This window comes from Arthrobacter sulfonylureivorans (assembly GCF_022637435.1).
Classification (GTDB): domain Bacteria; phylum Actinomycetota; class Actinomycetes; order Actinomycetales; family Micrococcaceae; genus Crystallibacter; species Crystallibacter sulfonylureivorans.
Window position 1 is genome coordinate 2574750 of sequence record NZ_CP093326.1, and the last position, 19845, is coordinate 2594594.

Consider the following 19845-nt stretch of genomic DNA (forward strand, 5'->3'; position numbering starts at 1 on the left):
GAACCCTGTGGAACAGGGCCGTCAGTTACCTTCCGCGCTTACGCGTCGGCGCTGTCCTTGACCTCGGGGGCAGCGAAGGAGCCGCGGGCTTCCAGATCGCGCAGCTGCCCTTCGATGTAGGCCTTGAGACGGGCGCGGTAGTCGCGCTCGAAGCCACGCAGCTGCTCGAGCTTGCGCTCCAGCACAGCCTTCTGCTGCTCGAGGTTGCCCAGGGTCTTGCGGCTCTTTTCTTCGGCGTCATTGACCAGGCTGCTGGCTTCCAGCTGTGCCTCGGCGATGATCTTGTCCCGCTGCTCCACACCGGCGGTGACGTACTCGTCGTGGAGCTTCTGGGCCATGGCCAGCACGCCTGCCGCGGACTCGGCGGTAGCGGAGCGGTCGGTCTCGGGTGCCGCTGCGGCGGCGGGAGCCGGCTTCGGCTCTTCCGTCGCCTTGGGCTCGACCTTCGGTTCTTCCTTGACCTGTTCGCGGACCTGTTCGGTCTTCGGGGCGGCCGACACCGGAGCCGGCACGGAGGCCTCCGGAGCCTGGCCCGACGTGGCTTCAGCCAGCTTCTTGCGAAGTTCGTCGTTCTCCTGGTTCAGCCGGCGGAGTTCAACGACGATCTCATCGAGAAAGTCGTCAACCTCATCCTGGTCATAGCCTTCGCGGAACTTAGTCGGCTGGAACCTCTTGTTGACAACGTCTTCTGGCGTCAAAGCCATCTGGTCACCTCATACTGGTTCGTGTGGGTCATGAATGCAACGTGCTGGATTCATAACAACGGTAGCGAATAGTCCCCGTGCAAGGACATCCGCCAGCTATATCTGAATCAGAATATATCGTTTCGGAGACGAACACTAACGCGCCGTCGGTCAGGCCAAACCCGCCACAACCGCCATGGCGATCGTCACGGCGAGGAACAGCACGAGGAAGGCAAGGTCAAGCGCGAATCCGCCGATCCGCAGCGGCGGAATGATCCTGCGCAGACCCTTCAGCGGCGGGTCGGTCACGGTGTAGATGACGGAAGCAGCGACCAGGGCGATGCCGCGCGGCCTCCAGCGCCGGGCGAAGGCTTGCACGACCTCGAAAACGATGCGCACGATCAAGCCCAGCTGGAACAACATCAAGATCAGGTACAGCAGGACGAAAATGATGGACACGCCGGTTCCACGATTCCTAGCGCTAGAAGGATTTTGACGGGCGGCACGCCTCCCGGGAAGTACGGCAGGCTAGCTCTGGTTAAAGAAACTGGCCTGCTGGTCGCTGGACTTGCGGTCCTCACCCAGCACTTCCACGCTTGACGGCGAGAGCAGGAAAACCTTATTGGTAACCCGTTCAATGCTACCGTGCAGGCCAAAGACCAAGCCGGCGGAGAAATCGACCAGTCGCTTGGCTTCCGCTTCGCCCATGTCCGTGACGTTCATGATCACCGGGATGCCGTCGCGGAAACTCTCGCCAATGATCTTGGCGTCGTTGTAGGAGCGCGGGTGCACGGTGGTGATCTGGTGCAGCACGGTGGCGTCCTCGCGGGCTGACGGTGCGCGTTTGATCGGCGTCACCGGGGCACGGTATTCTTCGGCAGCCGGTTTCACCGGTGCCGGCGCAGGCTCCGCGCGGCGCTCCTGTCGGGGCTGGTCCACGGGCTGCTCCTCATCTCGAGCGGCGGTGTCCGTCTGCTCGGGTTCGTAGTGCTCGTCACCATCGGCGAGCCCAAGATAAATCATTGTCTTGCGCAGTGTGCCTGCCATGGTAGCTCCCATCCTGTCTTCAGCGCTGCTGCATGCCTTGCACGGCCCCGGTCACGAACTTGGGTTCCGGCAAAGAGCCTGCCTATCAAAAACGCTACCGCACGGCCGGTCGCGGTCCGAGGACATCGGATCCGACACGGAGGTGTGTCGCGCCCGCGGCGACCGCCGCTTCGAGGTCCTGGCTCATCCCTGCCGAAACCATGCCTGCCCCGGGATGCTCTTCCTTCAGCCGATGCGAGAGTTCAGCCAATCGTCCGAACGCCCGGGCCGGGTCTGCGCCCAACGGCGCGACCGCCATCAGGCCGGCCGGAGCCAATCCCTCAGCCTCCTGGAGGGCGTCGGCCAGCGCCCTGATCTCCCCGGGCCGGGCACCGCCGCGGGCCGCTGTTCCGGCTGCCTTCGGCAGGTCCGACTCGTCAAGGTCCACTTGGATCAGGCAGCCGAGATCCGCTCGGGGCTCGAGGCCGGCAGCCTGCCGCCGTTGCTGCTCGGCCGCCATCGCCTTGCGCAGCGCCTGGATCAGTTGCGGCCGGTCCACCGAATGGAGCAGGTCAGCGTATTGGACCACCGATTTGGCCTTGTTTGTCTGCAGCTGCCCGATGAAATGCCAGCGCAGCCCGCGGCCGGCCAGCTCCGCGGCCTTCGCGGCGGCTTCCTGATCCCGGTTCTCCCCGACGTCTCTCACGCCCAGATCATGCAGCAGCGCCACGTCGGAGGCGGGGAAGAACTTCGTCACCACAATCAGTTCCGGCTCCGCCGGGCGGCCGGCGGCGGCCCGGGCGATCCGCTCCCGGACGCGTTCCAGATTCGCTGAAAGTTCAGCCTTCCGGGAGTTCGTGCTCATGCGTCCTTCCAGACCAGGCCGGCGAACCGGCCGGTGCGTTCATCCAACCGGTAGGAGTACAGCCGGCCTTCCTCCCGGGTGCAGCCATGTACCCGGTGTGCCTCCACGCCGAGTCCGGCCAGCTCTGCGGTGGCCCCGGCGGCGAGATCGAGTGCCGGGGTGCCCCATGCGGTCCTCGATGCCAGCTCGGGAATCCGGGCTATGGCGTCGGCCTGCATCTGCTCGGGGACCTCATAGCAGGCTCCGCAGATGGACGGCCCGATCCATGCCTGCAGCGCGCCGGCGCCCGCTTCCCGGAGCCCGGCAACGGCGTTGGCCAGCACCCCGTCCAAGAGTCCGCGGCGGCCGGCATGCGCCACCGCGGTGGCGGCACCGCCGTCGGGCAGTGTCCCCACCAGCACCACCGGCAGGCAGTCCGCAACCATCACGGCCAGCGGCACCGCGCCGTCGGGACTCACCAGCGCATCGGCCGTCACGGCCGCCTGCGTCGAAGCCGGGCCGTCGGTCGACACGACCGCGGCCTCGGCGGAGTGCACCTGGTTCATGAACCGCAGCGAGCCGGCCGGCACCGGCAGGGCGCCCTCCAGCGACCTACGCCGCCGGTGCACGGCAGCGGCGTCGTCGCCCACGTGGAGGCCCAGGTTGCCGGCCGAGCGGTCGGTGAATGCGGCCCACACGCCGGTGTGGACCTGCTGCTTCCACCAGAACACTGCCGGACCCTCCTGGACTGGTTACTTCAAGAAATCCGGTACGTCCAGGTCGTCGACCCGGCCCGCGCTGAGGTCCGGCTCCACGATGGCCGGAAGGTCCATGTCGAAACCGGCATCGGCCGGCACGTGCGCGGACTGCGCAACCATGCCACCGAAGCCGTGCTCCGCCGGTTCGGAAACCGGCACGGAGGGCTGCGCGGCAGGCACGGCGGGAGCACCTGCCGGCGCCGCTGCCGGCTTCTGGGCCGGGGCTGCGGACGTGACATCCACCTGGTCGAAGCCGGCGGCGATGACGGTGACCCGCGCTTCGTCGCCGAGGGCGTCGTCGATGACGGCGCCGAAGATGATGTTCGCCTCGGGGTGCGCGACTTCCTGCACCAGCCGTGCGGCCTCGTTGATTTCGAACAGGCCCAGATCAGAGCCGCCCTGGATCGAGAGCAGCACGCCGTGCGCGCCGTCGATGGAGGCTTCCAGGAGCGGAGACGCGATGGCCAGTTCGGCGGCCTTGACTGCACGGTCCTCGCCGCGGGCCGAGCCGATGCCCATCAGCGCAGAGCCGGCTCCCTGCATCACGGACTTGACGTCGGCGAAGTCGAGGTTGATCAGGCCTGGGGTGGTAATCAGGTCGGTGATGCCTTGGACCCCGGAGAGCAGCACCTGGTCGGCGGAGCGGAAGGCATCCAGCATGGAGACGTTGCGGTCGCTGATGGACAGCAGGCGGTCATTCGGGATCACGATCAGGGTGTCGACTTCGTCGCGCAGCGTCTCGATGCCGGTTTCGGCCTGGTTCGACCGGCGGCGGCCCTCGAACGTGAACGGCCGGGTGACGACGCCGATGGTCAGCGCGCCGAGCGAACGGGCGATCCGGGCCACCACGGGCGCGCCGCCGGTACCGGTACCGCCGCCTTCGCCGGCCGTCACGAAGACCATGTCCGCCCCGCGCAGGACTTCCTCGATCTCTTCGGCGTGGTCGTCGGCGGCCTTGCGGCCCACCTCCGGGTCGGCTCCGGCGCCCAGTCCGCGGGTGAGCTCGCGTCCGACGTCGAGCTTGACGTCGGCGTCGCTCATCAACAGTGCCTGAGCATCGGTGTTGATCGCGATGAACTCCACGCCGCGGAGCCCCACCTCGATCATCCGGTTGACGGCATTCACGCCACCGCCGCCGATGCCGACGACTTTGATGACGGCCAAGTAATTCTGCGGTGCTGCCACGTCCTGTGTCCCTTGCTCGAGTCTGTGCACTGATCAGTTCTGCCGGAGCGGGCGGGTCCCCGCGGTCCGGTAGTTTCACCTGAACCTTAACCTTCAACTTGAAGGTTAGAGTTATGTCAAGTAGTTCCTATCCGAGACGCTAGACGGAAGGCCGGGTCGGCACAATGACCGGGCTCCGCGTGTCGCGCGATCGGCGGCTGTGGCGTCTCGCGCCCGCCCGCAACGGACCTCATCGGGTCACCGGGCGCGTGGGCGTGCTCACATCGATGACGCTGGCTTTGCCCTTGACGCCCTTCGCCTGCAGCAGCGCCTGCAGCACGGTGGCTTTGAGCTCCTGCTGCCCCGCATTCCCCCACAGTACCTTCTGGCCGTTGGTCAACTGGAGTTCCACCGAGTCCACCGACCGGGCCGAGGCGTGGTCGAGCTGTTTCAGTACCTCCGGCTGCAGCGCGCCGAGCACTCCAGTGATCGACGCGAAAACATCAGAATCCTCCGCGGCCTTGGCGCCGTCGATCAACGGCAGTTTGGCCTCGCTGCGCTTGCGGACCGAGGCCAGTGCCTTCCCCGATTCGTCGATCAGCACGAACTTCTTGCCGTCCTTCAACACGGCGACGGGGGTGCGCTCGATGATCCGCACATGCAGTTCGGAGGGCGGTTTGGCGACGACTTCCACGGACTCGACCGCCGGAAAGTGGTCCACCTGGGCAGCTACTTCCCGTTCACCCACGCGTGCCAGGGGGATTCCTTTCAACGGCTCCAGCGCCTCGCTGAGCGTGGCGGAGTCCGTCAGGTCGGCGCCTTCGACCGTGATGGTCTTCACCGCCAGCGCCGGGGACAGAAAGATCACCGACATCAACACGGCAAGGAGCACGACGACGCTGCCCGCCGCGATCAGCAGCCGGCGCCGGGTCTTGCGCCGGGGCGGTTCGGGGAAACTGACCACCGTGGTGTCGGCTCCCCCGGCCGGTGAGGGGTGGGACGGCCCGGGCCGCAGGCCTCGCCAGCGCGCCAACAAGTCGGCCGCCGCGCCGGGCCGGGGCGGAGATGCGGGTACGGATTTTCCGGCTGCGGATTTTCCTGCGGCCGACGCCGGCGCCCCGGTGCCGCGCTGGGACGGACGAGTGCCGGCGGCGGGTCCGGTTGATCGGACCGGCTTGGCAGTTTCCGCCTTCCCGGACGCAGCGGCCTGGCCGGCTGCCGGCGCCGGCAGCGCCGTCACTCTTCCGGAGGTGAGCCGTACCCCAGAACCCGCGCCGGCCGCCGCCGGGCTGTCGGGTACGGGCTGCCGCTCTGTAGCGTCCGGTGCTGGCGCCGCGGCGTCCGGCCGCCCGGCCGGGGCGGCAGGGCGCGCCGCGGGAGTGCGTGGCTTGCGCGGACTCATTGCACGGCGGTGGAGGCCCGCTCCAGGGCCTCGACCAGGACGGGGCCGTATTGGGTCACGTCGCCGGCACCGACGGTCAGCACGATGTCGCCGGGCTGTGACCGGGCGACGATGTCCGCCACGGCGCGGGCCGGGTCCGGTGCGTAGCTGCCTGAGGGCAGCCGGCTGGTGATCAGTTCGCTGGTGACCCCCGGGATCGGATCTTCACGCGCGGGATAGATATCCAGGATGGCAGCCGAATCGGCCAACTGCAGCGCCTGTGCAAATTCCGCGGCGAACTCCCGGGTGCGCGAAAACAGGTGCGGCTGGAATAGCACATGTACAGCATGTCCGGCCGCGACCTTGCGGGCGGCGGTCAGGGCTGCGTGGACCTCGGTGGGATGGTGCGCGTAGTCATCGAACACGCGGACCCCGGCTGCCGCGCCCTTGGCTTCGAACCGCCTGGCTGCCCCGGTGAAGCCGGCCAGCCCCTCGGCCGCGGTGGCGGGATCGATGCCCTGCGTGATGGCGACGGCGACGGCCGCGGCCGCATTGCGGATGTTGTGCTCGCCAGGTACTTGGAGCCGCAGCGTGCAGTTGCCGCCCCGGTATTCGATCCGGCTGGCGCTGCCGGAGCCGGCGAACTCGCTCTCAACGATGCGCAACGCGGCGTCCGCCGCGTAGCCGTAGCCGAGCACCCGGCAGGGTGCGCCGGACGCTGCCACCCGCTCCGCCAGGGCGCGCGCGCCGTCGTCGTCGAGGCAGAGAACCAGCGTGCCGTCGCTGGGAAGCAGCGCCACGAACTGGTCGAAGGAGGCATAGACGGCTTCGGCGGAGCCGTAGTGGTCCAGGTGGTCGGCCTCCACATTGGTCACGACGATGACCTGCGGCCGGTAGTTGAGGAACGAGGCGTCGGATTCGTCCGCTTCGGCGACAAACAGGTCGCCTTCCCCGTGCGCGGCGTTGACGCCCAGCGCCGCCACATCGCCGCCAATGGCGAACGACGGCTCCCGCCCGGCGGCCTGCAGCATCACCGTGGCCATGGCCGTGGTGGTGGTCTTGCCGTGGGTTCCGCCGACGGCGATCAACCGCTTCCCCTCCATGGCGGCGGACAGCGCCACCGAACGGTGCACAATGTTCAGGCCCGCGGCAACGGCAGCCTGCAGTTCGGGGTTCTCCGGCCGGATGGCGGTGGAGACCACCACCGTGTCCGCGCCGCCGACATGTCCCGCCTCGTGACCCACGAAGACCGTGGCGCCGAGCGCCTCCAATTGCCGCAGGACGGCCGAGTCGCGCGCATCCGAACCGGATACCGGCACGCCGCGGGCCAGCAGGATCCGGGCGATGGCCGACATCCCGGCGCCGCCGAGTCCAATGAAGTGCACCGCCCCGAGCTCGCCGAACGGCAGCCTGGCGGTGGTGTGGAAATCAGTGGCTTTCATCGGTGCTCCTCCCCCGTTGCCTCGAGCACTAATTGTGCCATTCGCGCGTCCGCGTCACGGATCCCCAGGCCGTGCGCCGCCGCCGACATCTGCTGTAGCCGCGCCGGATTCTTCAACAGCGGCACCAGCTCGTCCGTAACCCAGCGCGCGCTGAAGTCTCCGTCCCGGACCAGCACTGCGCCACCTGCCTCCACCAGGGAGGCTGCGTTCAGGGCCTGTTCACCGTTCCCGTGCGGCAGCGGCACCAGCACCGAGGGCAAGCCGACGGCGGCAACTTCGCACACCGTGGCCGCACCGGCGCGGGCCAACAGCAGGTCGGCCGCGGCATAGACATCCTGCATGCCGTCCACATACTCCACCTGGTGGTAGCCGGGAGCGGTGAGCAACTGCCCCTCGGCATCCCGCAACGCCTTGTTCCGGCCGGTGATGTGCAGCACCTGGATTCCGGCTGCGGCGAGTTCCGGCAGCGCGGCGGCGATGGTCCGGTTGATGCTGAGTGCCCCCGATGAGCCGCCGGTGACGATCAGCGTCGGTTCCTCCGGCGCCAGCCCCAGCCTCCGACGGGCGGCGCTGCGGGACGACTGGCGGTCCAAGGTGGCGATTTCCCGCCGCATCGGCATGCCAACCCAGCGGGCTCCGGGCAACTGGGTGTCCTTGAAGGCCACCGCCACCCGCTCGGCCAGGCGTGCTCCCACCCGGTTGGCCAGGCCGGGCCTGGCGTTGGCTTCATGGATCACGATCGGTACCCGGCGGAGCTTGGCCGCGATGTACATGGGCGTGCTGACATACCCGCCCACGCCCACCACGACGTCGGCCTTCGCACCGTCGATAATGCCGGCGGCCTGGCGCACAGCCGCGGCGAATTTGAACGGCAGCTTCAGCAGGTCAAGCGAGGGCCGGCGCGGCAGCGGCACGCGCCCGATGGTGGCCAGTTCGTAGCCGGCCGCCGGGACCAGGCGGGTCTCCATGCCGGCGGCGGTGCCGACGGCGAGGATGCGGGCCGCGGGGGCTGCCTCGACCACGGCCCCGGCGATGGCCAGCAGCGGACTGACATGCCCCGCCGTGCCGCCGCCGGCCAGGACCACAGAGGGCTCGGAAGTGTTCATGGTGTGGCTGGATTACCTTCTGCTCGGCTTCTGGTGGATGGGTTCAGCGGGTGCCGGCGGACGTGTGCTGCCGCAGCCGGCCGATCAGTCCTCCCGGCTTCTTCCGGCCGGCTGCACTGGTCCGGGCAAAGGACAAGAGTACACCGACGGCTGCCAGCGTCACGGTCAGCGCGGAACCGCCGTAGGAGATGAACGGCAGCGGCACCCCAATGACCGGCAGCAGGCCGGTAACCACCGCAATGTTCACGAAAGCCTGGCCGATGATCCAGACCATGATGGATCCGGCGAAGATCCGCACGAACAGGGACTCCTGGCGCATCACCGTGCGCACCAGCGCGATGGCCAGGATGCCGAACAGGGCCAGGATGACCATGGTGCCGAGCAGCCCCAGTTCTTCGCCGATGATGGCGAAGATGTAGTCGTTGTGGGCTTCCGGAATCCAGTTGTACTTCTGCCGGCTTTGGCCCAGGCCCACGCCCCACCAGCCCCCGGAGGCCAGCGCGAAGAGCCCGTTGCAGGACTGCATGTTGAGCCCGGTGGTGGTTTCACAGCCCTGGTCGGTCCACATCAGGATGCGGCCCATCCGGTTGGGGCTGACCACTACCAGCAGCAGCACCAGCGCAGTAGCGCACAGACCGGCGATGCCAAACAGCTTCAACGGCGCGCCGGCAAAGAACAGTCCGCCGGCAATAATCAGCATCAGGATCATCGCCGTGCCCAGGTCGTTGCCGGCCAGCACCGGTCCGACAATCAGGATGGCGCCGGGCACCACCACGGGGATGACCAGGTGCTTCCAGTTGCCCAGCAGTCGTTCTTTGGCTGCCAAGACGGCCGCCATCCAGAGGCACATGCCCAGCTTGGCGACTTCCGAGGGCTGCAAGGACGTCCCGCCGGGCAACGTGATCCAGTTGCGGTTGCCGCCGACGGACTCGCCGAGCGGCGTGAAAACCAGCAGCAGCAGGATGACCGACAGAGCGAGGCCCGGCCAGGCCAGCCTTCGGTAGGTGGCCGGCTTCCAGCGCGAGAGGATCAGCATCGCCGTGACGCCGAGGCCGGCGAAGATCGACTGCCGCACGAACAGGCTGAACGGTGAATTGTCGTCGGCGATGGATTCGACCGCAGACGAGGAGAGCACCATCAGCAGGCCGATGGCGGTCAAGGCGAGGGCTGAGCCGAGGATCAGGTAATAGCTGGCGCCGCTGGACTGCGTTCCCGTGCCCTGAATCCGGTCCAGCAAGACGGTTCCACGTTCGCGGAGCCGCCGGAGCTTAACCGCAGGGGCATCCTTTGTCCGGGCGGTGCCGGATGCGCGGACGACGGCGGGGGCGGACGTCCGGCTTCCGCTGCGGGTGCCGCTGGTGGCCATTACTGCTCCTTGGTCGACGGTGCCTGCCCTTCCCCGAACCGGCGGACGGCTTCCATGAACGCATTGCCGCGGTGCGCGTAGGACGTGAACTGGTCCATCGAGGCGGCGGCCGGGGCCATCAGGACGGTGTCCCCGTCCGCGGCTAGGCCGGCTGCAGCTTCCACGGCTGCCGCCATCACGCTCTCGCCGGCGGGGACGCCCGACGTCGGCATCCTGTCTTCAGTTTCCTCCGGCGGGACGTCGATGACGGGGACATCCGGCGCGTGTCGCCGCAACGAGGCCAGCAGCGCCGAGTTGTCCGTGCCGATCAACACCACCGCTTTCAGCCTGCGTGCGTGGTCCGCGATTAACTCGTCGTAGTTGACGCCCTTGGACAAGCCGCCGGCGATCCACACCACCGAGGAAAAGGACGCCAGCGAGGCCGAGGCAGCGTGCGGATTGGTGGCCTTGGAGTCGTTGACCCAGAGCACCCCGGCCTGCTCCAAAACCTTCTGGATCCGGTGGGATCCCGGATCGAACCGCCGCAGGCCTTCGCGCACCGCGGCCGGCTCCACGCCGTAGGCCCGGACCAGGGCGGCGGCCGCCAGCGCGTTGGCAACCTGATGCCGCGGCGCGAGGTCGCCCAGATCGGCCAGACTGGCCAGTTCGGCCGCCGAGTCGCGGCGCTCCTGGATGTAGGCGCGGTCCACCAACAGGCGCTCTACCACGCCGACCATGCTCACTGCCGGCATGCCGGTGGTGAAACCGATGGCCCGGCAGCCTTCGACGACGTCAGCCGCTTCGACCATCTCCTCGGTCTCGCGCTGCTCGGCGTTGTAGACGCACGCGATCTTGGTCCGCTCGTAGATCTTGGCCTTGTCGGCCAGGTACGCGGCGTAGGACCCGTGCCAGTCCACGTGGTCTTCGGCCACGTTGAGCACCACGGAGGCCAGCGGGGACATGCTGTGGGTCCAGTGCAGCTGGAAGCTGGAGAGTTCGACGGCGATCACGTCGTATCCGATCGGATCGCGCACGGCGTCCAGGATGGGTGTGCCCACGTTGCCGGCGGCGATGGCTCGCAGCCCGGCCGCTTGCAGCATGGATTCGGCCATTCCCACCGTGGTGGTCTTGCCATTGGTGCCGGTGATGGCCAGCCATTCGGCCGTGCGCCGGCCGGCGCGTTCGCGCACGCGCCAGGCCAATTCAACGTCGCCCCAAAGGGGAATTCCCGCGTCCGCGGCGGCGGCCAACAGCGGCGTCTGCGGGCTCCAGCCCGGCGACGTGACCACCAGTTCGGCAGGTTCCCCGCCGACGTCGGGCAAAGCGCTGCCATGCTCGGCACCGAGCAGGACTTCCCGGGCGCCAACAATCTTCAAGGTGTCGGCCTTGGCCCGGTTTTCCTCCGTGTCGCGGCCATCGACGACGACCACGGCGGCACCCAATTCGATCAGCGTGTCGGCAGCGGAGAAACCCGACAGTCCGATGCCGGCGACCACCACGCGCAGTCCGGCCCAGTCCGCGTCCCAAGAGGTCAGCGCATCAAGACGGTTCACGAGCCGAGCACCCATTCTGCGTAGAAGATACCCAGCGCGGCCGCCACGCAGAGCCCGGCGATGATCCAGAAGCGCACCACGACGGTGACTTCGGCCCAGCCCTTGAGCTCGAAGTGGTGCTGTAGCGGGGCCATCTTGAAGACCCGTTTGCCGCCGCTGAGCTTGAAGAAGGCCACCTGGATGATCACGGAGAGCGAGATGATGACGAATAGCCCGGCCATGACCACCAGCAGCAGCTCGCTGCGGGACAGGATGGCGAAGCCGGCAATGGCGCCGCCGATAGCCAGCGAACCGGTGTCGCCCATGAAGATCTTGGCGGGCGAGGTGTTCCACCACAGGAACCCGATCAGCGCACCGACCAGCGCACCGGCGAGCAACGCCAGGTCCAGCGGGTCGCGTACCTCATAGCAGGCCTCACCGGGCACCTTGACGGAACCGCAGCTCTGGTTGAACTGCCAGATGCCCATCAGCATGTAGGCCCCGCAGACCATCACCGACGCGCCCGCCGCGAGCCCGTCCAGCCCGTCGGTCAGGTTCACGCCGTTAGTGGCCGCGGTGACAATGATGTTGGACCAGATGATGAACAGGATGGTACCGAGGACCGTGCCGCCAAAGGCAAGGTCCAGCCAGGGAATGTCCCGGGTGAAGGAGATGTTCAGCGACGCCGGTGTGCGGCCCAGGCTGTCCGGAAAGTTCAGGGCCAGTACGGCAAAAAGGATGCCGACAAGGCCCTGCAGCACGATCTTCGCCCAGGCCCTGAGGCCGAGGCTGCGTTGCTTGGAGATCTTGATGAAGTCGTCCAGGAAACCCACCAGGCCCATGCCGGCCATCAGCAGCAGCAGCACGCCGCCGGAGGCGGTGGGGCCCTGGTGTGCGCCCCCATTGATCAGCCACATGCCCAAGTGGGTGGTGAAATAGGCCACCACCACGGTGGCGACAATGACCACGCCGCCCATGGTGGGCGTTCCACGCTTGGTGTGGTGCGCCGTCGGGCCGTCGTCGCGGATGAACTGGCCGTAGCCCTTCTTCACCAGCAGCTTGATGAACAACGGCGTTCCGAGCAGCGACAGGACCAGCGCCAGTGCAGAACCGATCAGCAGGGCTATCACTGCGCCAGGCCTTCCTCTTGGGTTGCGGAACCGCGCACTGCAGCCGCCGCGGGATCGTCCGACGACGGGTTTCCTAATGCTACCCGGTCGCCCAGGAACCGCAGTCCGGCTCCGTTGGAGGACTTAAACAGCACCAGATCGCCCGGTTCCAGCTGCTCTTCGAGCACGCGGCGGGCCTCATCCGGGCTGGCGACCCACATCGATTCGTCGCCCCACGAGCCTTCCATCACGGCTCCGGTGTGCATGGCCCGGGCGCCGGCGCCGACCACAATCAGGCGCGAGATGTTGAGCCGGACCACGGTCCGGCCGACCGCGTCGTGTTCGTGAACGGTGTCGTCGCCCAGTTCCAGCATCTCGCCCAGCACGGCCCAGGTGCGGCGGCCGCGGCCCAGTTCGGCCAGTGTGCGCAGCGCCGCCCGCATGGATTCCGGGTTGGCGTTGTAGGCATCGTTGATCACCGTCACGCCGTCCGCCCGCTCGGTCCGTTCCATCCGCCAGCGGCTGGCCGGGCCGCGCCCGCTCAGGCCCGCGGCGATGGTTTCCGGGGGTACGCCCAAAGCCCAGGCGGCGCCGGCGGCAGCCAGCAGGTTGGCCACGTGGTGGATGCCGATCAGGCCGGACGTGACCGGGTGTTCGCTGCCGTCCGGGAAGCACAGTGTGAATCCGGGGTGGCCGGCCTCGTTGATGCCGGCTCCGCGGGCCCTCAGCAGCTGTGCGGTGCTGCCGGCGGGCAGGGTGAAATTGTCGTCGGAGCTGAAGTAGAGCAGGTGCGCGCCGGTGCGGGCGGCCATCGCCTTGACCCGGGGATCGTCGGCGTTGAGCACGGCTGTTCCGTCGGCGGGCAGCGCCTCGGCCAGCTCGCCCTTGGCGATGGCAATGTTTTCCACTCCGCCGAATTCCCCGGCGTGGGCGCTGCCGACGCCCAGCACCACGCCGATGCCCGGCTTGACCATGTCCGCCAGGTACTCGATGTGGCCAATGCCTGTGGCTCCCATTTCCACCACGAGGTAGCGGGTGTCGAAACCGGCGGCGAAGACAGTCAGCGGTACGCCGACCTCGCCGTTGTAGGAGCCGATCGGAGCCACGGTGGGCGCCACCTGGCCCAAGATGCCGGCCAGCAGGTCCTTGGTGGTGGTCTTGCCGGCGCTGCCGGTAATGCCCACGACCTCGAGCCCCGAGGCGGCGCGCAACCGGGCCACGATGGCCGCAGCGATGGCACCCATGGCCAGCACGGCGTCGGCCACGATGATCTGCGGCAAGGCGCGGCCCGAGGAATCGGAAACTTCGCGTTCGGTCAACGCGAGCACGGCGCCGGCTTCGAAGGCCGTGCCGACGTAGAAGTGGCCGTCAGCGCTCTCGCCCGGCTTGGCCACGAACAGGCCGCCGGGTTCGATCTCGCGGGAATCTGTGGTGGCGGACCTCACGGTGATGTCGGCGGTCTCCCCCGCGCCGTCGACCGGCTCCCCAATGACCCGTCCGCCTGTTATCGCCGCAATATCGGCTGCAGTTAGTTCAATCATGACGATCTAGGACTCTACCGCCTTCGGGGAGAGCAGTCCGAATCCGTGCCGCTGCAGCGCCTCGCGCAGTTCCACCCGGTCATCGAGGGCCAGATTCTCCCCGTTGACCTCCTGCCAGACCTCGTGTCCGCGGCCGGCAACCAGCACGGTATCCGACGGCGCGGCCATGGCGACGGCACGCTCGATGGCCTCCGCGCGAGGGAAAACCTCGACGATTTCGGCCGGCAACTGTTCCCGCTCGGCAGCCGCTCGGGCACCGGCCAGCACATCGGCGCGAATCTGTGCCGCGTCTTCGCCGTGCGGGTCATCGTCGCTGATGACGACGACGTCTGCCAGTCGGGCGGCGATGGCCCCCATCAGCGGCCGCTTGGTCTGGTCGCGCTCTCCCGTGGCGCCGAACACCACAATCACCCGGGCGCCTGGTTCGGGACGCCGCACCGAGGCCAGCGTCCTTTCCAGCGCGTCCGGATTGTGCGCAAAGTCGACAATGGCGGCCGGGTTCTCGCTGATCAGCTGCATCCGCCCGGGCACCTCGACGGTGAGCGGGTCCGCACTGTCCAGCGCCTCCTGCAGCCGCGCCGGATCGACCCCGGACGCCAGCACCATGACCACGGCCAGCGCGGCGTTGGAAATGTTGAACGTGCCCGGCAAGCCGGTGTGCAGGCGCAGCACCTCGCCGGCGGGGCCGTGCAGCTCGAACCGGTGTCCCAGGCCTTCCTGGACCACGCTGCGCACGGTCCAGTCGGCGCTGCCGCCGCCGGTGGCCAGCGTTGCCGTCTCAACTCCGGCGGCCTGCGCCCGTTCGGCGAGCTGGCGGCCCCAGTCGTCGTCGACGCAGACCACCGCCCGGCGGGAGCGTCCCGGAGCGAACAGGCGGGCCTTGGTGTCGAAGTAATCGTCCATGCTGCCGTGCAGGTCCAGATGGTCCTGGGTCAGGTTGGTGAAGCCGGCCACGTCGAACCGGACAGCATCCACGCGCCGGTAGGAAATGGCGTGCGAGGAGACTTCCATCGCGGCAGCGTCCAGTCCCCGTTCGCGCATCAGGGCCAACAGCCCGTGCACGTCGGGCGATTCCGGCGTGGTCAAGGCGCTGGGAATCGCTTCGGAGCCCGCCTTAATCTCGATGGTGCCGATCAATCCGCTGCCCAGTCCCAGTGCCGCCAGCAGGGAATTGATGAAGTAGGTGGTGGTGGTCTTGCCGTTGGTCCCGGTCACGCCGAACAGCGTGGGTGCCTCGCCGCCCTCGGGCTGGCTGCGGTAGATGGCCGCCGCCAAGGGTCCCACGAGGGCACGCAGGTCGGCGGAACTCAGCACCGGCAGCCCCGGGGCATTCTCGGCGGCCAGCCGGGCGCCGTCGTCGTCAGTCAAAATGGCCGCTGCCCCGAGCGCGGCCGCCTGCGCGGCAAAGCCAGCGCCGTGCCGGTGTGCCCCGGGCAGGCCGATGTACAGGTCCCCCGGCTCCACCGAGCGTGAATCGATAGTGATGCCGGTGAAGGCCAGCTCTTCCGTAGCCTGGCCGCCTTCCGGTACCGGAAGGCCGCGGTGCTGCAGCATGCCGCGCAGCTCCGCCAGACGGACCGGCCTGACCGTGGGGGGCCGCAGGGGCGAGGCGGACCGGTGGGACTGGTCGGCGGTGGAACTCACATATTCTCCAGGTTGGCTCATTCCAGCGGCAGGTCGACCCGTTTGCTGGTGGACGGCGGCACGTTGTAGGCGTTGAGGACCTGCGTCATGACCTTCTTGAACGTCGGTCCGGCGGTCAGCGTCAGCACGCCGCCCTGCGGCCGCTGGATGGTCGCAACGACGACGAACTCCGGATCCTCCATCGGGGCGATGCCGGCCATCGAGATGGTGTAGCCGCTGAACCCCCCGCTGGCGGAGGGCGCTTCCGCGGTTCCGGTCTTGACCCCGATCCGGTAGTCCTCAATATTACCGGCCTTGCCGCTGTGGTACTTCGGGTTGGTTTCCAACATGTCCTGCACCTGGTTGGCGGTCTTCTTGGAGACGGCCCGGCTGCCCTTCTGGGCCGGTGCCTCTTGCACGGTGCCGTTCGGGTCGATGTAGGCGTCGATGAGCCGCGGCTGCATCAGCACGCCGTTGTTGGCGATGGTGCCGAACGCAACGGCCGTATGCAGCGCGGTCTGCGCGAGTCCCTGGCCGAACATGACGGTGAATTCCTGCCGCCCGTCCCAGGTGTCGGGAGCGGCCAGCAAACCGGCGCTGGCGCCGCCGATGCCAATGTCGAAGCCCTGCCCGATGCCGAACTTCCGCAGGTAGTCATACCGCTGCTGCCTGGTCAACTGCTGGCTGATCATGGTGGTTCCGGTATTCAGCGACTGGGCGAAGATGCCGGCCGTGGTGCGCGTCAGCGTGCCATGCGGTGTTGCGTCCTGGAAGGTCTGGCCGTTGACCGTGGACTTGGGCGGGATGGTGTACCGCGACGCCGGGGTGGTGATCCCTTCTTCGATCGCGGCTGCCATGGTGATCATCTTCGTGGTCGAGCCGGGCTCGAAGGTGCGTGTCACCGCCATCGACTGCCGGTCGCCGTCGGGAGTAGCGCCGGGGTCATTGGGATCCACCGTGGTGGAATCCGCCAGCGCAATCAGATCGCCGGTCTTGGCATTGAGGACGACGACCGTGCCGTATTCGGCGCCGTAGTCCTTCACGGTCTCGGCGATGACTTCCTGCGCGTACCACTGGATATCGGTGTTCAGGGTCAGGCGGACGCTCTGGCCGTTGACGGCGGGGACCTCTTCATTGGTGCCCACCGGAATGCGGATGCCATCGGCGCCGATTTCGTAGGTCTTGGTGCCCGGTGTCCCGGAGAGGACGTCGTTCTGGGAAGCCTCGATGCCTTCGAGCGGCACGCCGTCCGAGCGCATGAAGCCGACCACGGAACCGGCCACCGCCCCGGCCGGGTAGTTGCGGATGGTGGTCTCTCGCGCGGACAGCCCGGGGAAGGCCAGATCTTCGATCTTCTGCTGGACTTCCGGGGTGACGGATTTGGCCACATAGTTAAAGGGCTTGTCTCCGGTGACGGCCTTGGTGACAGTCTTCGCGTCCTGGCCCAGGATCCCGGCCAGCTCCGCGATGGCATCGGCGATCTTGATGTCTTCGGATTCCTGGCCGATCGGATCGAACCGGGTGTAGTCCTCGACCAGCCGCTGGTCCACCACGATGTCGAAGCGCTGGACGCTGCGGGCCAGCACCTTGTTGTTGGCATCGAGGATCTCACCGCGCAGCGCCGGCAGGTCAACGGTGCGAAGGCGCTTGTCCACGGCAGCCTGCGCCATGCCGGCGGTGTCCAATCCCTGCAGCTGGAACAAGCGGGCCCCGAGGATCACCAACAGGACCAACACTATGGCGAGTCCGGCCCGGAGCCGCCGGGTGGCCCTCGCCGTTCGGTCGGCGGGCTGGCGCTTGGCCGTTGGTGCTGCCACAGGTACCTCGTTTGCGTTGCCGGACAGTTACTGCCCGCTCTGTTGCTTCGGCGCCGGGATGCTGCCGCCGTTGAGCTGCTTCTCGTCGTTCTTGTTCGCTGCCTTCTTCTGCGCTGCCTTATTCTGCGGTGCCTTATTCTGCGCTGCCTTCTCTGCGGCCGCAGCCTCGGCCGCGGCCGCGGACTGGGCAGTTGGCTTTGCTGCCGCGGCCTCGCCGCCCTGCTTCCCGGTCTCGGCCTTTGCTGCCGGCTGGTGGCCGGGGTTTTCCGGCTGCGCCACCAACAGTTCCGGCGCCGCGCCCGGTTCAGCTGCCTTCGGCTTTCCGGCAACTTTCTGGCTTCCCAGATCGATGGAACCGACCGACGGCGACGTTACCATTCCCAAGTCTGCCGCCTTCGCGGCCAGATTCTGCGGAGCCTGGTTGTTTTCCAGCTGCTGTGTCAGTTTTTCGTTCGCCTGGGCCAGCGACACCTGCTCGTTGCGCAGCTCCACCAGTTTGTACTGTCCGCTGGAGACCGAGATGTTCAGCACCAGCACGCTGCCGAGGGCCAGCACCAGGACTGTGAAGCAGAACAGGGCGAACGGCACGCGCTTGCGGGCCGGGCCGTTGGGAACGACGGACAGAGGGGTACGGCGGGGGGCTTGCCGGGGCGAAGCACCGGGACGGCCGGCCGGAGCCGCGCTGCCGTGCACGTACTGCTGCTGCTCGGGACGGGCTGCGTGGGCACTGGCACTCATTGTGCACTCCTGTTCCGGATCCGTTCTACCGCCCGCAGTTTGGCGGACGCCGCACGCGGGTTTTCTTCGATTTCAGCTGCCGTAGGTACTTCCGTGCCCTTGGTCAAGGTCTTCAGCTGCGGTTTGTGTTCTTCCAGCTCGACGGGGAATCCACGCGGCGCGGAGGACTTCGCGAGCCGGCCGAACACCGATTTGGTGATCTTGTCCTCAAGCGAGTGGTAGGACATCACGACGATCCGCCCACCGAGCGCCAGCACGTCGAGGGCGGCGGGCAGCGCCCGCTCGAGCACGTCCAATTCCTCGTTGACCTCGATGCGCAGGGCCTGGAAAGTCCGTTTGGCCGGATGGCCGCCGGTCCGGGCTGCAGCGGCCGGCACCACCTTGCGGATGGCTTCAACCAGCTCACCAGTGGTGGTCAGCGGGGCGGCATCCCGGGCGGCAACAATGCTGGAGGCGATGCGGCCGGCAAACTTCTCCTCGCCCCAGCGCCGGATGATGCGGACCAGGTCCGCCTCGGTGTATGTATTGACGACGTCCGCGGCCGTCATGCCCCGGCTGGTATCCATCCGCATGTCCAACGGGGCATCGTAGGAGTAGGCAAAGCCACGGTCGCGCTCGTCCAACTGGAGCGAGGACACGCCCAGGTCGAACAGGGCGCCGTCTATCTGCCCGAAGCCCAGGTCCTCGACCGCGTCGGCTATCTCGTCGTAAACGGCGTGGACCAGGTCAGTGCGCTCGGCGAAAGGCCGAAGCCGTTCTCCGGCGAGCGCCAACGCTTGTTCGTCCCGGTCAATGCCGACCAAATGCAGCTGCGGAAAACGCTGCAGCATGGCCTCCGAATGTCCGCCCATGCCCAGGGTGGCGTCGACCACGACGGCGCGGCCTCGTTCCTCGATGCCGCGTTCGATGGCAGGAGCGAGCAGGTTGATGCAGCGGTCGCGGAGCACCGGGACGTGGCGCTCCCCTGCTGGCCGCTCGCTGTTCATCCTGGATGCCCCTTCCTGCTGCGCTCTGACGCGTTCGGCGGGCCGGCTGGCCCTGGTGTCTTTAAGGCCGAAGGTCCTTGGACCAGATCCCCATCCGCGCCTGGCCTGCTCCGCCTGGCTCCGGGGAAGTGAGCCAGGTTGAACCTGCCGGGCGGCTGGAGATCTCATCCAAGAACGTCCGTGCCGCGTGTTGTGTTGTGGTACCGGGTCAGAAGACTCCGGGCAATACGTCTTCGTCTGTTTCGGAGAAGGCGGTTTCCTGCTCCAGGAGGTAGTTGTCCCAGGCCTGGGCGTCCCAGATCTCCGCGCGGGTACCCGCACCGATCACTGCCAGTTCCCTGCCCAGTCCTGCATAGCTTCTCAGTGCCGCCGGGATGGTAACCCGGCCCTGCTTGTCAGGTACTTCGTCAGAGGCTCCGGACAGAAAGACTCGAATGTAGTCACGGGCCTGGCGGGAAGATATCGGAGCTTTCCGCATCTCCTCGTGGACCCGTTCGAATTCCTTCTGGCTGAAGACGTAGATGCAACGCTCCTGGCCCCTCGTCAGGACGAGACCGTCGGCAAGCTCATCACGGAACTTTGCGGGAAGTATCAGGCGCCCCTTCTCGTCCAGCCGCGGCGAATGTGTCCCGAGGAACATCGCCACCGCCTTGCCGATTGGAGGAGACCGTCGACCCCCTGCGTCACCACTACCCTCTTATGTCCTCCACTTTACTCCACATCACGGCACAGTCAACTGTTTCGACCCGG

General features: G+C 67.6%; 18 protein-coding genes. All 18 read right to left on the bottom strand.

Going from position 1 to position 19845, the window contains the following annotated elements:
• Positions 1-38: 38 nt before the first annotated feature.
• The 18 genes from MNQ99_RS11945 to mraZ all read right to left on the bottom strand — a co-directional run bounded on the left by MNQ99_RS11945 (position 39) and on the right by mraZ (position 19735).
• A complete protein-coding gene (locus tag MNQ99_RS11945; RefSeq protein WP_127514424.1) occupies positions 39-704 on the bottom strand; it encodes a DivIVA domain-containing protein in 666 nt (221 codons plus the stop codon).
• A gap of 150 nt (positions 705-854) precedes the next feature.
• Positions 855-1142, bottom strand: a complete 288-nt coding sequence (locus tag MNQ99_RS11950; protein WP_127514426.1) for a YggT family protein — start codon at positions 1140-1142, stop codon at positions 855-857.
• Between the two features lie 69 nt (positions 1143-1211).
• Entirely contained in the window at positions 1212-1730 is a 519-nt protein-coding gene (locus MNQ99_RS11955) for a cell division protein SepF (protein WP_127514428.1), read from the bottom strand.
• 94 nt (positions 1731-1824) lie between these two features.
• Positions 1825-2574, bottom strand: coding sequence for a YggS family pyridoxal phosphate-dependent enzyme (locus MNQ99_RS11960; protein ID WP_241913091.1), 750 nt, complete (start codon positions 2572-2574; stop codon positions 1825-1827).
• On the bottom strand, positions 2571-3284 hold the full coding sequence (locus MNQ99_RS11965; protein ID WP_241913092.1) for a purine nucleoside phosphorylase YfiH/LACC1 family protein: 714 nt from the start codon (positions 3282-3284) through the stop codon (positions 2571-2573). The genes MNQ99_RS11960 and MNQ99_RS11965 overlap by 4 nt, the downstream gene beginning before the upstream one ends.
• 21 nt (positions 3285-3305) lie before the next feature.
• Entirely contained in the window at positions 3306-4496 is a 1191-nt protein-coding gene (gene ftsZ / locus MNQ99_RS11970) for a cell division protein FtsZ (protein WP_241913093.1), read from the bottom strand.
• Positions 4497-4725: 229 nt separating this feature from the next.
• Entirely contained in the window at positions 4726-5715 is a 990-nt protein-coding gene (locus MNQ99_RS11975) for a cell division protein FtsQ/DivIB (protein WP_241913094.1), read from the bottom strand.
• 158 nt (positions 5716-5873) lie between these two features.
• Positions 5874-7298, bottom strand: a complete 1425-nt coding sequence (gene murC / locus MNQ99_RS11980; protein ID WP_241913095.1) for a UDP-N-acetylmuramate--L-alanine ligase — start codon at positions 7296-7298, stop codon at positions 5874-5876.
• Positions 7295-8404 (bottom strand): undecaprenyldiphospho-muramoylpentapeptide beta-N-acetylglucosaminyltransferase, encoded by a 1110-nt coding sequence (gene murG / locus MNQ99_RS11985; protein WP_241913096.1) that lies wholly within the window; start codon positions 8402-8404, stop codon positions 7295-7297. Before murG ends, murC begins: the two co-directional genes overlap by 4 nt.
• Before the next feature lie 43 nt (positions 8405-8447).
• Complete coding sequence (gene ftsW, locus MNQ99_RS11990) at positions 8448-9770, bottom strand: putative lipid II flippase FtsW (RefSeq protein ID WP_241913097.1); 1323 nt, start codon at positions 9768-9770, stop codon at positions 8448-8450.
• Complete coding sequence (gene murD, locus MNQ99_RS11995; RefSeq protein ID WP_422387454.1) at positions 9770-11317, bottom strand: UDP-N-acetylmuramoyl-L-alanine--D-glutamate ligase; 1548 nt, start codon at positions 11315-11317, stop codon at positions 9770-9772. Before murD ends, ftsW begins: the two co-directional genes overlap by 1 nt.
• The gene (gene mraY, locus MNQ99_RS12000) at positions 11299-12411 is read right to left on the bottom strand and encodes a phospho-N-acetylmuramoyl-pentapeptide-transferase (protein ID WP_127514446.1); all 1113 of its coding nucleotides are present in this window, start codon (positions 12409-12411) and stop codon (positions 11299-11301) included. The genes murD and mraY overlap by 19 nt, the downstream gene beginning before the upstream one ends.
• Positions 12408-13931 carry a UDP-N-acetylmuramoyl-tripeptide--D-alanyl-D-alanine ligase gene (locus MNQ99_RS12005; RefSeq protein WP_241913099.1) on the bottom strand — a complete coding sequence of 508 codons (1524 nt, stop codon included), beginning with the start codon at positions 13929-13931 and terminating at the stop codon, positions 12408-12410. Before MNQ99_RS12005 ends, mraY begins: the two co-directional genes overlap by 4 nt.
• Positions 13932-13937: 6 nt before the next feature.
• Complete coding sequence (locus MNQ99_RS12010; RefSeq protein WP_422387455.1) at positions 13938-15596, bottom strand: UDP-N-acetylmuramoyl-L-alanyl-D-glutamate--2,6-diaminopimelate ligase; 1659 nt, start codon at positions 15594-15596, stop codon at positions 13938-13940.
• A complete protein-coding gene (locus MNQ99_RS12015; protein ID WP_241913100.1) occupies positions 15593-17371 on the bottom strand; it encodes a peptidoglycan D,D-transpeptidase FtsI family protein in 1779 nt (592 codons plus the stop codon). Before MNQ99_RS12015 ends, MNQ99_RS12010 begins: the two co-directional genes overlap by 4 nt.
• Positions 17372-17398: 27 nt before the next feature.
• Positions 17399-18109, bottom strand: a complete 711-nt coding sequence (gene ftsL / locus MNQ99_RS12020; RefSeq protein ID WP_241913101.1) for a cell division protein FtsL — start codon at positions 18107-18109, stop codon at positions 17399-17401.
• Complete coding sequence (rsmH, locus tag MNQ99_RS12025; protein WP_127514454.1) at positions 18106-19095, bottom strand: 16S rRNA (cytosine(1402)-N(4))-methyltransferase RsmH; 990 nt, start codon at positions 19093-19095, stop codon at positions 18106-18108. The genes ftsL and rsmH overlap by 4 nt, the downstream gene beginning before the upstream one ends.
• A gap of 208 nt (positions 19096-19303) precedes the next feature.
• Positions 19304-19735: a division/cell wall cluster transcriptional repressor MraZ gene (gene mraZ, locus MNQ99_RS12030; RefSeq protein ID WP_127514456.1), complete on the bottom strand. Its 432-nt coding sequence runs from the start codon at positions 19733-19735 to the stop codon at positions 19304-19306.
• Positions 19736-19845 lie beyond the last annotated feature (110 nt).

What these genes read in the sequence shown, in the direction of transcription:
- MNQ99_RS11945 (WP_127514424.1), bottom strand. Translation starts at nt 704, where the DNA reads ATGGCTTTGACGCCAGAAGACGTTGTCAACAAGAGGTTCCAGCCGACT.
- MNQ99_RS11955 (WP_127514428.1), bottom strand. Translation starts at nt 1,730, where the DNA reads ATGGCAGGCACACTGCGCAAGACAATGATTTATCTTGGGCTCGCCGAT.
- MNQ99_RS11960 (WP_241913091.1), bottom strand. Translation starts at nt 2,574, where the DNA reads ATGAGCACGAACTCCCGGAAGGCTGAACTTTCAGCGAATCTGGAACGC.
- murC (WP_241913095.1), bottom strand. Translation starts at nt 7,298, where the DNA reads ATGAAAGCCACTGATTTCCACACCACCGCCAGGCTGCCGTTCGGCGAG.
- murG (WP_241913096.1), bottom strand. Translation starts at nt 8,404, where the DNA reads ATGAACACTTCCGAGCCCTCTGTGGTCCTGGCCGGCGGCGGCACGGCG.
- ftsW (WP_241913097.1), bottom strand. Translation starts at nt 9,770, where the DNA reads ATGGCCACCAGCGGCACCCGCAGCGGAAGCCGGACGTCCGCCCCCGCC.
- murD (WP_422387454.1), bottom strand. Translation starts at nt 11,317, where the DNA reads ATGGGTGCTCGGCTCGTGAACCGTCTTGATGCGCTGACCTCTTGGGAC.
- MNQ99_RS12005 (WP_241913099.1), bottom strand. Translation starts at nt 13,931, where the DNA reads ATGATTGAACTAACTGCAGCCGATATTGCGGCGATAACAGGCGGACGG.
- MNQ99_RS12010 (WP_422387455.1), bottom strand. Translation starts at nt 15,596, where the DNA reads ATGAGCCAACCTGGAGAATATGTGAGTTCCACCGCCGACCAGTCCCAC.
- ftsL (WP_241913101.1), bottom strand. Translation starts at nt 18,109, where the DNA reads ATGAGTGCCAGTGCCCACGCAGCCCGTCCCGAGCAGCAGCAGTACGTG.
- rsmH (WP_127514454.1), bottom strand. Translation starts at nt 19,095, where the DNA reads ATGAACAGCGAGCGGCCAGCAGGGGAGCGCCACGTCCCGGTGCTCCGC.
- mraZ (WP_127514456.1), bottom strand. Translation starts at nt 19,735, where the DNA reads ATGTTCCTCGGGACACATTCGCCGCGGCTGGACGAGAAGGGGCGCCTG.